This window comes from Paracidovorax anthurii, from assembly GCF_003269065.1.
Classification (GTDB): domain Bacteria; phylum Pseudomonadota; class Gammaproteobacteria; order Burkholderiales; family Burkholderiaceae_C; genus Paracidovorax; species Paracidovorax anthurii.
On sequence record NZ_QLTA01000046.1, the window covers coordinates 13119 to 25138 of the forward strand.

Consider the following 12020-nt stretch of genomic DNA (forward strand, 5'->3'; position numbering starts at 1 on the left):
CCATGTCGCCGTATCCATTGGCTTTCTTGCTATTCAAATAATAGCAATCGACTCGCGCCCCGTGCTCAGTCGCGTACCGGGCCGGGTCGGCCGTCCTCCACCACGAAGCGGGCCAGCGTGGACGCGGCACTGTCCGCGCGCAGCGGGTCGTCCACCGTGCGCAGCACCGTGGTCCAGCGCGTGGGGGTGACGTCGGCCAGGCCCCAGCCGCGCAGGTCGCAGCGCGCCAGCAGCACGTGGGGGTTGAGCCGGGCGATCGCATCCACCTTGTCCTGCGTGGTGCCCGACCGCGAGCTGATCGAGGTGCCGCAGAACTCGCTCGCCAGCACGGGGCCGGAGGGGGCGCCCTCCGGCCCCGGCTCCAGGGCCTGCACGTTGCACACATAGTTCTGGTGGATGTCGCCGCCCAGCAGCACCGTGTTGCGCGGCGCATGCCCGGCGACGGAGGCCAGCAGCCGGGCGCGCGCGGCGGGGTAGCCGTCCCACGCGTCGGTGGACTGCAGGCCCGAGGGATAGCGGCGCGGCGAGAACAGCGTCTGCTGCGCGATCACGCTCCAGCGCGTGGCGCCGCCGGCGTCTTCCGCGAGGCCACCATCCAGCCAGCGCTCCTGCGCCGTGCCCAGGAAGCTGCGCGCCGGGTCGGCCAGCTCCGGGCAGTCCGCGGGCCGCACCGCGCCCGCGCTGGTGGAGCCCTCCTGGCGGCAGGCCTGCCGGCTGCGGAACTGGCGCGCGTCCAGCAGGTGGATGCGGGCGAGCCGTCCCCAGGCCAGGCGACGGTGCAGCCGCAGCCCGGCGAAGCCGCCGGAGCCGTCCGCGCCACCCGCCAGCACGGACGCGCGCAGGGGCATGTGCTCGTAGAACGCCTGGTAGGCAGCGGCGCGCAGGCTGGCGAAGCCGGCCTCGTGCGCGAACCGTCCGGAGAGGCCTGCGTAGTCGTTCTGCACCTCGTGGTCGTCCCAGGTCACGGCCCAGGGCGCCACGGCGTGGGCGGCCTGCAGGGCCGGGTCGCTGCGGTGCAGCGCATGGCGGTCGCGGAAGTCCGCCAGGGTGTGGGCCTGGCGCAGCGCATGGACCCGGGCCAGCCCCGCCGCATTGGCCGGGCTGGCGTACTCGTAGATGTAGTCCCCCAGGAACAGCACCAGATCGGGCGCGTGGCGGCAGGCGTCGGCCCAGGCGGCGTAGTGGCCGTGCTCCCAGCGCTGGCACGAGGCGAAGGCGATGCGCAGGCGCGCCTCCAGGGCCTGGGGCGCGGGCGCGGTGCGCGTGCGGCCGGTGGCGCTCGCGGCGTCGCCGTGGAGGAAGCGGTAGAAGTACCAGCGCCCGGGCTCCAGCCCCCGCAGTTCCACATGCACGCTGTGGGCCAGCTCGGGCAGGGCCGTGGCGGTGCCGCGCTGCACGATGCGGCGGAAGCGCTCGTCGTGCGCCAACTCCCAGCGCACGGTCGCGGGGCCGGCGGCCTCGTCCGGCGCGGCCGGCATGAGTCGCGTCCAGAGCACCACGCCGTCCGGCGCGGGGTCGCCGCTGGCCACGCCCAGCGCGAACGGGTCGTGCCGCCAGCCGGGCGCGGCCCAGGCCCAGCGGGGCAGGGCGCCGGCGGCGGCCACGGCCACCGCGCGCAGCAGCAGATCGCGGCGGCCCGGGGCGTTCATCGGCGGTGCCTGTGGAGGATGGCGCGGTGGGTCAGGCCGCCATCACCCGGTTCTTGCCCGAGCGCTTGGCGAGGTACATGCCCTGGTCCGCGCGGCGGATCGCCTCGGCCGTGGTCTCCTGCGGCCCGAGCTGCGCCACGCCCGCGCTGAAGGTGATGAGCACCTTCTCCTGGTCCTTGAGGAAGTAGCGCGTGGTGAGCTCGCGCTGCAGGCGGGCCATGGCGTCCACGCCCTGCGCCAGGGCCGTGTCGGGCAGGATGATGACGAACTCCTCGCCGCCGTAGCGCGCGAGCTGGTCCTGCGGGCGCATCACCTCGCGCGTCACCGAGGCCAGGTGCTTGAGGGCATCGTCGCCGGCCGTGTGGCCCAGGCGGTCGTTGATGGCCTTGAAGTTGTCCAGGTCCAGCAGGGCCACGCACAGCGGGGCCTCATTGCGCAGCGCGCGCGCCACCTCGCGGTCCAGCGCCTCGTCCAGGCCCTTGCGGTTGAGCGAACCCGTGAGCGGATCGTGCCGCGCCTGTGCGCTGGCACGGTCCAGCTCCTCCTGCAGCTTGGCGATCTCGGCGTGGCGCGCCTCGGAGCGCTCGCGCAGCTCGTGCAACTCATCCCGCGTGACGCGGGAGTCGAGCGCCATCGCGCGCGTCGCGCCCATCACCTCCTCCAGCAGCGGCGTGATCTCGTGCAGGCTGGTGGCCTGGCCGATCTGCTCGGCGCAGCGCTCCATCTTCTCGTGGTACGTGCTGCTGGAGGCCGTGATCTGCACGAGGCGCTCGATGAACGTGGCCAGCAGCTCCTTCATCTGCTGCTGCGCCTGCACCGTGCGTTCCTTGGCCTCGGTCTGCTTGAAGATCACGTCCTTGAGTCGGCGCTGCACGTCGTCGAGCCGGCGCAGCGTGAGCGGCGGGGTGGACGCGGCCATCAGCGCCTCGGCCTGTCCCTGCAGCCACTGGTCGTCCTGGCTCAGCACGGCGATGTTCTCGAACACCATCTGCAGCAGGGTCAGCAGGCCGGCGCGGATCGCGGCCTGGTCCTCGGTGGCGAAGGAAAGCCGGTAGCTGAAGTTGTTGAGCATCAGCACCAGCGTCGAGGCCGGCGGGGTGGGCTGGCGCAGGAACTGCGTGAGCTGCCCGGCCAACTCGTGCACGCGCGCATCGTCCTCGCCGAGGGCGGGTAGCGTGTTTTCCACCAGGCGGACCAGTTGCTCCGCGACTTCGTTGGAGACGTGTGTGGCGTTGCCGGCCGTGGCGGGCGGTGCGTCTGCCGCGGCGGTTTCTACCGGGGGGGCGCTGGCGGCATGCAGGCCCAGGTTGGCGTAGCCCACGAGAACCCCTTGCAACTGGTTCCAGTCGGCTTGGTCGATGGCGGCCTCGAACAGCCCCAGCAGGCGCTTCTGCGCGGGCGTCTGGCCGGGCAGCACGCGCAGGATGTGGCGCAGCGGGCCGTCCGGGAAGGCGGACGCCGTGCGGACGCCCGCGATCTCCTCGTAGAGCGCCTGGTAGTTGTCGGGCGTGGGCGCGAGGCGGCGGGCCGCCAGCTGTTTGAGGGTTTCTCGCGCGATCTCTGAAGGGGGGCGGTCGGCCATCGGGCTTGCACGGCGGGGTAAAGGTGGCACAGAGTGTGACAGACGGCGCGGGGCTTGAACAGGAACCCGCGCGCCGCTGGCGCCACCGGGCCCGGATCAGTTCACCAGCACGAGCTTGCCCATCACGCCGCGCGAGGCCATGTGGGCATAGGCGGCGGGCAACTGGGCCATGGGCATGGTGCGATCGATCACCGGCTTGACGGCACCTTCGGCATGCCAGCGGGCCAGCTCGGCCATCATCTCCGCGTTGGCGCGGGGCTCGCGCCGCGAGAACTCGCCCCAGAAAACGCCCACCACCGAGGCCCCCTTGAGCAGCGGCAGATTGAGGGGCAGCGAGGGAATCGGGCCGGCCGCGAAGCCCACCACCAGATAGCGCCCCCGCCACGCGATGGAGCGGAACGCCGGCTCGGTGAAATCGCCGCCCACGGGGTCGTAGATCACGTCCGGGCCCTTGCCGTCCGTGAGCGCCTTGATCGCCTCGCGCAGGTTCTCGGCGCTGTAGTTGATCACTGCGTCCGCGCCCGTCGAGAGGCAGAGCGCACACTTCTCGTCGGTGGAGGCCGCCGCGACCACGCGCGCGCCGATCTTCTTGGCGATCTGGATCGCCGCCGTGCCCACGCCGCCGGCCGCGCCGAGGATCAGCACCGTCTCGCCCGCCTTGAGCTGCGCGCGGTCCACCAGCGCGTGGTGGGAGGTGGCGTAGATCATGATGAATGCCGCCGCGTCCACGTGGGGAAAGCTGTCCGGCAGCGGCAGGCACAGCGCCGCGGGCGCCACCGCATGGGTGCCGAAGCCGCCCGTGCCGGTCAGGCAGGCCACGTTCTGCCCCGCGCGCAGGTGGCCCACGCCTTCCCCGACGGCCTGCACCACGCCCGCGTACTCGGAGCCCGGCACGAAGGGCGGCGGGGGCTTCATCTGGTACTTGTCCTGAACGATCAGCAGGTCCGGGAAATTCAGGCTCGCAGCCCGGATCTCGATCAGCACCTCGCCGGGCTTGGGCTCGGGGGTGGGCAGCTCGGTCCAGGCCAGGTTGTCCACGCCGGTGGGTTGGGTGCAAAGCCATGCGTGCATAGGGGGTCTCCTGTGGATCGTCGCGCGGGGCATCATAGGTGGCGCGGGGTGGCGGCAATGTCCCTGGAGCGACGGCCCCGACCGTGCGGGGTGCCTGTGGGACGACGCCTACAATCCGTCGCACTCCGCCTTTAAGCGACCATGAAGATTCTCCTCTCGAACGATGACGGTTACCAGGCGCCCGGCATCGTGGCGCTGCACGACGCGCTGCGGGGCATTGCCGACGTCGAGGTGGTGGCGCCCGAGCACAACAACAGCGCCAAGTCCAACGCCCTCACGCTGCACTCGCCGCTCTACGTCCACCGCGCGCCCAACGGGTTTCGCTACGTGAACGGCACGCCCGCCGACTGCGTGCACATCGCCCTCACCGGCCTGCTGGGCTACCGGCCCGACCTCGTGGTCTCCGGCATCAACAACGGCGCCAACATGGGCGACGACACCATCTACTCCGGCACCGTGGGGGCGGCCATGGAGGGGTATCTCTTCGGCGTGCCGGCCATCGCCTTCTCCCAGGTGGACAAGGGCTGGGGCGAGATCGAATCCGCCGCCCGCAAGGCGTGCGACATGGTCAAGCGCATGCAGGCGCGGCACCTCGTGGGCGAGGCACCCTGGCTGCTCAACGTCAACATCCCGAACCTGCCCTTCGAGCAACTGCGCCCGGTGCGGGTGTGCCGCCTGGGGCGCCGCCACGCCGCCGAGCGCGTCATCGAACAGGACAGCCCGCGCGGCGAGCGCATGTACTGGATCGGCGGCGCCGGGCCGGCCAAGGACGATGCCGAGGGCACGGACTTCCACGCCACCGCCCTCGGCCATGTGGCGCTGACGCCGCTCAAGGTGGATCTCACCGACCACGAGGGCCTGCCTTACTGGTCGGACGTGGCGGGCAGCCTCGCGCCGCAGCCGGAGGGCAGCCGTCCCGAGGCGGCCGGAGCGCTCTGATGCAGCGGCGTCCCGGTTTTCCCGCGCGCCTGGATTCGTCCGCGGCGGCCGGCGTGCCCAGGGCCGGGGCGTCCGCAGCGCGCGCCGGTGGATCGGCCTCCGCGCCGGTGCCGGTCCCGCAGGGCCTGGGCCTGGATTCGGCCGCCGTGCGCGCCCGCATGGCGCAGCGCCTCGCGGAGGGGGGTATTTCTGCGCCGGCCGTGCTGCAGGCCATGGGCGCGGTGGAGCGGCACCGTTTCGTCGATACCGCGCTGGTCAATCAGGCCTATGAAGACACGAGCCTGCCCATCGGCCTGGGGCAGACGATCTCCAAGCCCAGCATCGTCGCGCGCATGACGGAGTTGCTGCTGGGCGCGGAGGGCGCGCGCGCGGGCGGCCTGGGGCGCGTGCTGGAGATCGGCACCGGCTGCGGCTACCAGGCGGCCGTGCTGGCCCGCGTTGCCCGCGAGGTGTACACCATCGAGCGCCTGCGCGCGTTGCACGAAAAGGCGCGTGACAATTTGCGCCCCTGGCGCCTGGCCAACGTCCACCTGATTCTGGGGGACGGCATGGCGGGCTATGTGAAAGGGGCTCCCTATGCCGCGATCATCGCCGCCGCGGGTGGCGATGCCATCCCCGATGCCTGGGTCCAGCAACTCGCCGTGGGCGGCCGCCTTGTCGCGCCCATGGCGTCGTCTGGCGGCCGGCAGGTCCTGGTCGTGATCGACAAGACCCCGCAGGGGCTGAAGCAGAGCGCATTGGAGGCCGTACATTTTGTCCCCCTAAAATCGGGGATTGCCTGAAGGAATTGCTTATGTTGGTATCGCGTGGTCTTGTGGCTTGGAGTTCGGTGGCGTTGGCGGCCTTGGTGCTGGCCGGCTGCGGAACCCGCGTCAACAGGGCTCCGGTGGAGGATCGCGGCACGGCCGCCTCGTCTTCCTCGTCCATGTCTTCCCAGGCCGGCGTGGTCGTCGGCGCTCCCTTGAAGCCCCTGCCTGGTGCGGAAAACGCCGGCAAGCCGGGCTACTACACCGTAAAGCCGGGCGACACGCTGATCCGCATCGGCCTGGAGTCCGGGCAGAGCTGGAAGGACGTCGCCCGCTGGAACAACCTTGAGAACCCCAACCTCATCGAGGTGGGGCAGGTTCTGCGGGTCGTGTCTCCAGGCGCCACGCCGCCTTCCGCGGCGGTGGCCTCCGATACCGGCGTGGTCACCCGCCCGGTGGCTGCGGCCTCCATCACGCCCGCCCCCGCGCCGTCCGCCAGCACGCCGCGCAGCGGCGCGTCCGCTGCTCCGGCGGCTGCGGCACCTGCTCCCGCCCCGGCATCAGCGGGTGGCGAAGATGACATGGCCTTCATCTGGCCCGCATCCGGTCCCCTCATCGCGGGCTTCGACGAAGCCCGCAACAAGGGCTACGACATCAGCGGCAAGGCCGGTGACCCCATCCTGGCAGCCGCCGACGGCCGCGTCGTCTATGCCGGCGCAGGCCTTCGCGGGTACGGCAATCTGGTGATCCTGAAGCACAACAACACCTACCTCACGGCCTATGCCCACAACCAGACCCTGCTGGTGAAAGAGGACCAGACCGTGCGCCGCGGGCAGAAGATCGCGGAGATGGGCAGCTCCGACACCGATCGCGTGAAGACGCATTTCGAAATCCGCCGCAACGGCAAGCCCGTGGACCCGGCGCGCTACCTGTCCGCGCGTTGACCTCCCGGCACGTCCCCCGCGGTGGCGGCGAGGAAGGGCTGCTTCCCGGGGTAGCGGCTGCCGACGAGCCGGGGGACGTGGAGGGCATCGACGCCGCCGAAACCCGCGTCGTGCGCGTGCCTGCGCGGCAGCACGGCATGCGGCTCGACAAGGCCCTGGCCGAGCTGGTGCCTGAGTTTTCGCGCAGCTACCTCCAGCAACTGCTGGGCGAGGCGGGGGTCCTCGTCAACGGACGCGTGGCGGCCAAGCCTTCGGCCCGTGTGCAGGCGGGCGATGAGCTGGCCGTGGAGCTCAAGCCGACGCCGCAAAGCCAGGCATTCCGCCCGGAGACCATGGCGCTGGACGTGGTGCATGAAGACGATCACCTGCTGGTCGTGAACAAGCCGGCCGGGCTGGTCGTGCATCCCGCGCCCGGCAATTGGAGCGGCACCTTGCTGAACGGGCTTCTCGGGCGGGATCCCAGGGCCATGGCCGTTCCCCGGGCGGGCATCGTGCACCGGCTCGACAAGGACACCAGCGGACTCATGGTCGTGGCGCGCGAGCGCGCCGTCATGGACGCTCTGGTGAAGATGATCGCCGCGCGCGACGTCAGCCGTCAGTACCTGGCCCTTGGCCTCGGGGCCTGGACGGGGCCGGCGGAGCGCACTGTGGAAGAGCCCATCGGCCGCGATCCGCGCAATCGCCTTCGCATGGCGGTCGTCGACCTTGCGGCGCATTCCGGCAAGCCGGCCCGTACCGACATTGCCCTGCTGGACGGGGGCGGCGAGGGGTGCCTCGTGCATTGCACCCTTCACACCGGGCGGACGCACCAGATCCGCGTGCACATGGCGTGGCTGCGGCATCCGCTCGTTTCGGATGCGCTTTATGGGGGCGAGCCTGCTGCCGGCATGCGGCGGCAGGCCCTGCATGCCTATCGCCTGGCGTTCACGCACCCGGTCACCGGGGCGGATCTGGTCTTCCGTGCGCCCCTGCCACCCGACATGGCCGCGGCGCTCGATCTCTGGGGGCTACGGTACAATCCCGCCTGATGGGCCCAGAGCCCCCGGGCTACCTTCATGCCCTTCCATGCAGGCCAAGCGCGCCGTCCGGCGATGGGCGCTCCTCCAGCCGCCAGCCTCCCGCTTCCCAATGTGCACGGTGCCCCCGCAGAGTCGGCGCCTCTCTCCGCGATCGTTGAACCATGAATACGGTGGATGCCAAACGGGTCCTCGAAACCGCGCTGATCTGTGCGCCGCAGTCCACGACGTTGCGGGAGTTGCGCACGCTCTTCAATGACGCGCTGGGTTCCGACACCATCAAGCAGCTTCTGCTAGATCTGCAGCAGGAGTGGGCTTCGCGCGGGGTAGAGCTGGTGCAGGTGGCCTCCGGCTGGCGGTTCCAGAGCCGACCCGAGATGCGCGAGTTCCTCGACCGGCTGCACCCCGAGAAGCCGCCGCGCTACACCCGTGCGACCATGGAGACCCTGGCGATCATTGCGTACCGCCAACCCGTGACGCGGGGCGACATCGAGGACATCCGTGGTGTGACCGTGAACAGCCTGATCCTCAAGCAGCTGGAAGACCGGGGGTGGGTGGAGGTCATCGGGCACCGCGAGACCGTGGGGCGCCCGGCCTTGTTCGCCACGACCCGCCAGTTCCTTGATGACCTGGGATTGAAATCCCTGGACGAACTGCCGATGCTGGAGAGTCCCGCCGTGCAGGCCAGTGTGCTTGAGGCCCTTGATGCCGGTGTGGTCGGGGCTTCGGCTCGGGAGGAGAGCTCGGCTGAGGCTGTCGGGCCCATGGAGCCTGGTTCCGGGGAGGCCGATGCGGTACCCGTGCCAGAGGTGGACGCTCACCACGAAAATTTGACCGCTGATAGCGAATCCGGGAGGGAGGATGCGTCCCGGCGCACCGGACCATCGGACGTCTCCGAAAGCATGCCATGAACGAATCTCTGCCAGACAATGCCGAACTCCACGCCTCGCCCGAGCCCGTGGAGAACCATCCCGACACTGCGAAAAAGACCGCGCGGCGGACTCCTCGCAAGCGCGTGCCCCCCGCGGAGCCTGGTCTCCCGATGCCCCAGGCCGTCGATGGCGGCGCGGCTGCATCGTCTCCCGACGCTCCCGCGGCAGAGGAGGGCGTGTTGGAGTCGTCGGCCGAGGTCGCTCTGGATGGAGTGCCCCAGGCGCGGCCCGATTCGCCGGCGCGTGGCCGCCAGGGCAGGACGCCCCCTTCGAAGAAGGCTGCCGGGTTCGACGGCTATCGTTTCGACGACGTGGTCTCCGGACAACTGGACGAAGATGACGCACGGACCGACGTGGCGCCGGCGAAGCGGGTTTTGCCGCCCCAGGTGGAAATGCCCAAGCTGCACAAGGTCCTTGCGCAGGCGGGGCTGGGTTCCCGGTTGGAGATGGAGCAGCTCATCCTCGAAGGGCGCATTTCCGTGAACAACGAGCCTGCCCATATCGGGCAGCGCGTCCAGTATGGGGACCAGGTCAAGGTCAATGGGCGACCCATCCGTTATCGCATCGATCCACCGCCTGCGCGTGTCATCGCGTACCACAAGCCCGTCGGCGAAGTGGTGACGCACGACGACCCCCAGAATCGTCCTACCGTCTTCCGCAAGTTGCCGCGCCTGGCACACGGGAAATGGCAGTCCGTCGGGCGGCTGGACCTCAACACGGAAGGGCTGCTGCTCTTCACGAGTGCGGGGGAACTGGCCAACAAGCTCATGCATCCCCGTTTCGGGCTGGAGCGTGAATACGCGGTGCGCGTGCTCGGCGCCTTGAGCAACGAGGAAAAGCAGCGCCTGCTGGAAGGCGTGAAGCTCGATGACGGCATGGCGGCTTTTGGTTCGATCGAAGACGGGGGCGGCGAGGGGTCGAATTGCTGGTACCGGGTCACCATCTCCGAAGGGCGCAATCGCGAGGTGCGGCGCATGTTCGAGGCGGTGGGCCATGCGGTGAGCCGCCTGATCCGCATCCGCTATGGCTCCATGATGCTTCCGCGCGGACTCAAGCGTGGTGCATGGCTGGAGCTGGACGAACGCGACATCCGTGCGCTGATGCAGGCTGCCGGAGCGGACGTGGCGAGCCCGAATGGTGCTGCGCCTTCGGGTGATCGCAGGGGGGGCGTACGCAAAGGGGGTGCTCGCGGTCGTGACGCCGGGGGGGGGCAGCCGCGCAACGCCGCAGGTGGCGGTGTGGGCTATGGCAGTGGCCCGGTCGCCGATCGCGGCAAGCGGTCCGCTTCCGCTGAGCCCGATCCCATGAAGACCTCGGTGGGCTACATCGGAAGCGACAGCCTTTCGCGCTATCGGCAGGACCAGAAGCAGAAGCGCAAGAACTTCACGCGCCGTGGCGGGCGGTGACTGCAACAACGTGCTGGTTTGTGGATAAGCCTGGCCGATTAGAATCGAGGGCTTTGTCCGCATGACAAAAATCTTTCTCACCATCAAGGAAAACACCATGGCTATCGAACGCACCCTCTCCATCATCAAGCCCGACGCAGTGGCCAAGAACGTGATCGGCCAGATCTATGCCCGTTTCGAGGCTGCTGGCCTGAAGGTTGTTGCCGCCCGCATGGTCCACCTGTCGCGCCAGGAGGCGGAGCAGTTCTACGCGGTCCACAAGGAGCGCCCCTTCTTCAAGGATCTGGTTGATTTCATGATCTCCGGCCCTGTGATGATCCAGGCGCTCGAAGGCGAGAACGCCATCCTCAAGAACCGTGAACTGATGGGCGCGACCGATCCCAAGAAGGCTGCGCCCGGCACGATCCGCGCCGACTTCGCCGACAGCATCGATGCCAATGCCGTGCACGGTTCTGACGCTGCCGAAACCGCCCAGGTGGAAGTGGCCTTCTTCTTCCCTGGCCTGAACATCTACTCGCGCTGATCTTTCAGCCGCCGCGTTGCGCGGCGCGGGATTCTCTGCCCGTGCCGCGCATCCGCTCAACAGCGGCAAGCGTGGCAGCCCTCATGCCGATGACCACGAACCTCCTCGATTTCGAACTGGATGGGCTCGCTGCATTCTGCGAGCAACTGGGGGAAAAGCGTTTCCGCGCAACGCAGTTGTTCCGCTGGATCCACCAGCGCGGCGCCAGTGATTTTGCGCAGATGAGCGATCTCGCAAAATCGCTGCGTGAGAAGCTCAAGGGGTGTGCGAACGTGGTGGGCTTGCCGGTCATCAGCGAGCACGTTTCTTCCGACGGAACCGTCAAGTGGCTCTTTGACGTGGGGGATGGCAATGCCGTGGAAGCGGTGTTCATTCCCGAGGATGACCGGGGCACCCTGTGCATCTCCTCCCAGGCCGGGTGCGCTGTCGGCTGCCGTTTCTGCTCCACCGGACACCAGGGTTTCAGCCGGAACCTGTCCAGCGGAGAAATCGTCGCGCAGCTCTGGTTTGCCGAACACGCCTTGCGCTCCCGCATGGGTACCGAAGAGCGGGTCATCTCCAATGTGGTGATGATGGGCATGGGGGAGCCGCTTCAGAATTATTCCGCGCTGGTGCCTGCGCTCCGCACCATGCTCGATGACCATGGTTATGGCCTGTCGCGCAGGCGGGTCACCGTATCGACTTCCGGTGTCGTGCCCATGATGGACCGGTTGTCCCAGGATTGTCCTGTGGCGCTTGCCGTCTCGCTGCATGCGCCCGGCGACGCGCTCAGGGACCAGTTGGTTCCCCTCAATCGAAAGTATCCGTTGCAGGAGTTGCTGGGCGCTTGTGCCCGGTATCTCGACCATGCTCCCAGGGACTTCATCACGTTCGAGTATTGCATGCTCGATGGCGTCAACGATCAGCCTGAGCATGCCCGGCAATTGATCGAACTCGTGCGCCCTCGGGGTGCGGAGGGCGTGCGTTGCAAGTTCAATCTGATTCCCTTCAATCCTTTTCCGGCCTCCGGGCTGGTGCGTTCCACCCCTCAGCAGGTTGCGGTTTTCGCAAAGCTGTTGAGCGATGCGGGTATTGTCACGACTGTGCGCAAAACTCGCGGTGATGACATCGATGCGGCGTGCGGGCAACTCGCAGGCGATGTGAAGGACCGCACCAAGGCGGCTGAACGCATGGCCAAGCAGCGCACCATCGTACTCAAACCGGTGGCCTAGT

At 69.0% G+C, this 12020-nt stretch carries 11 protein-coding genes; 8 read left to right on the forward strand and 3 right to left on the reverse strand.

Going from position 1 to position 12020, the window contains the following annotated elements:
- Nucleotides 1-65 precede the first annotated feature (65 nt).
- From AX018_RS18745 to AX018_RS18755, 3 genes are all read right to left on the reverse strand, one after another.
- Nucleotides 66-1649: an alkaline phosphatase D family protein gene (locus AX018_RS18745; protein ID WP_111880426.1), complete on the reverse strand. Its 1584-nt coding sequence runs from the start codon at nucleotides 1647-1649 to the stop codon at nucleotides 66-68.
- A gap of 31 nt (nucleotides 1650-1680) precedes the next feature.
- On the reverse strand, nucleotides 1681-3231 hold the full coding sequence (locus tag AX018_RS18750; protein WP_111880429.1) for a GGDEF domain-containing protein: 1551 nt from the start codon (nucleotides 3229-3231) through the stop codon (nucleotides 1681-1683).
- A gap of 96 nt (nucleotides 3232-3327) precedes the next feature.
- Nucleotides 3328-4302, reverse strand: a complete 975-nt coding sequence (locus AX018_RS18755; RefSeq protein WP_111880432.1) for an NADPH:quinone oxidoreductase family protein — start codon at nucleotides 4300-4302, stop codon at nucleotides 3328-3330.
- 141 nt (nucleotides 4303-4443) lie between these two features.
- Here AX018_RS18755 and surE point away from each other — a divergent pair, with 141 nt between their 5' ends.
- The 8 genes from surE (at nucleotide 4444) to rlmN (ending at nucleotide 12019) form a co-directional block, all read left to right on the forward strand.
- A complete protein-coding gene (surE, locus tag AX018_RS18760) occupies nucleotides 4444-5241 on the forward strand; it encodes a 5'/3'-nucleotidase SurE (RefSeq protein WP_111880435.1) in 798 nt (265 codons plus the stop codon).
- Nucleotides 5241-6023 (forward strand): protein-L-isoaspartate(D-aspartate) O-methyltransferase, encoded by a 783-nt coding sequence (locus AX018_RS18765; protein WP_111880437.1) that lies wholly within the window; start codon nucleotides 5241-5243, stop codon nucleotides 6021-6023. The genes surE and AX018_RS18765 overlap by 1 nt, the downstream gene beginning before the upstream one ends.
- 11 nt (nucleotides 6024-6034) lie before the next feature.
- Nucleotides 6035-6931: a peptidoglycan DD-metalloendopeptidase family protein gene (locus AX018_RS18770; RefSeq protein ID WP_111880440.1), complete on the forward strand. Its 897-nt coding sequence runs from the start codon at nucleotides 6035-6037 to the stop codon at nucleotides 6929-6931.
- Between the two features lie 38 nt (nucleotides 6932-6969).
- Nucleotides 6970-7959, forward strand: coding sequence for an RluA family pseudouridine synthase (locus AX018_RS18775; RefSeq protein WP_245951692.1), 990 nt, complete (start codon nucleotides 6970-6972; stop codon nucleotides 7957-7959).
- 152 nt (nucleotides 7960-8111) lie between these two features.
- Nucleotides 8112-8858: an SMC-Scp complex subunit ScpB gene (gene scpB, locus AX018_RS18780; RefSeq protein ID WP_111880444.1), complete on the forward strand. Its 747-nt coding sequence runs from the start codon at nucleotides 8112-8114 to the stop codon at nucleotides 8856-8858.
- On the forward strand, nucleotides 8855-10285 hold the full coding sequence (locus AX018_RS18785; RefSeq protein ID WP_111880447.1) for a pseudouridine synthase: 1431 nt from the start codon (nucleotides 8855-8857) through the stop codon (nucleotides 10283-10285). Before scpB ends, AX018_RS18785 begins: the two co-directional genes overlap by 4 nt.
- A gap of 97 nt (nucleotides 10286-10382) precedes the next feature.
- Nucleotides 10383-10808 carry a nucleoside-diphosphate kinase gene (gene ndk / locus AX018_RS18790; RefSeq protein ID WP_111880481.1) on the forward strand — a complete coding sequence of 142 codons (426 nt, stop codon included), beginning with the start codon at nucleotides 10383-10385 and terminating at the stop codon, nucleotides 10806-10808.
- A gap of 89 nt (nucleotides 10809-10897) precedes the next feature.
- Nucleotides 10898-12019 (forward strand): dual-specificity RNA methyltransferase RlmN, encoded by a 1122-nt coding sequence (rlmN, locus tag AX018_RS18795; RefSeq protein WP_111880483.1) that lies wholly within the window; start codon nucleotides 10898-10900, stop codon nucleotides 12017-12019.
- Nucleotide 12020: the final 1 nt, after the last annotated feature.

Coding starts and splice junctions, on each gene's coding strand:
- AX018_RS18745 (WP_111880426.1), bottom strand. CDS start 1,649: ATGAACGCCCCGGGCCGCCGCGATCTGCTGCTGCGCGCGGTGGCCGTG.
- AX018_RS18750 (WP_111880429.1), bottom strand. CDS start 3,231: ATGGCCGACCGCCCCCCTTCAGAGATCGCGCGAGAAACCCTCAAACAG.
- AX018_RS18755 (WP_111880432.1), bottom strand. CDS start 4,302: ATGCACGCATGGCTTTGCACCCAACCCACCGGCGTGGACAACCTGGCC.
- surE (WP_111880435.1), top strand. CDS start 4,444: ATGAAGATTCTCCTCTCGAACGATGACGGTTACCAGGCGCCCGGCATC.
- AX018_RS18765 (WP_111880437.1), top strand. CDS start 5,241: ATGCAGCGGCGTCCCGGTTTTCCCGCGCGCCTGGATTCGTCCGCGGCG.
- AX018_RS18770 (WP_111880440.1), top strand. CDS start 6,035: ATGTTGGTATCGCGTGGTCTTGTGGCTTGGAGTTCGGTGGCGTTGGCG.
- scpB (WP_111880444.1), top strand. CDS start 8,112: ATGAATACGGTGGATGCCAAACGGGTCCTCGAAACCGCGCTGATCTGT.
- AX018_RS18785 (WP_111880447.1), top strand. CDS start 8,855: ATGAACGAATCTCTGCCAGACAATGCCGAACTCCACGCCTCGCCCGAG.
- ndk (WP_111880481.1), top strand. CDS start 10,383: ATGGCTATCGAACGCACCCTCTCCATCATCAAGCCCGACGCAGTGGCC.
- rlmN (WP_111880483.1), top strand. CDS start 10,898: ATGACCACGAACCTCCTCGATTTCGAACTGGATGGGCTCGCTGCATTC.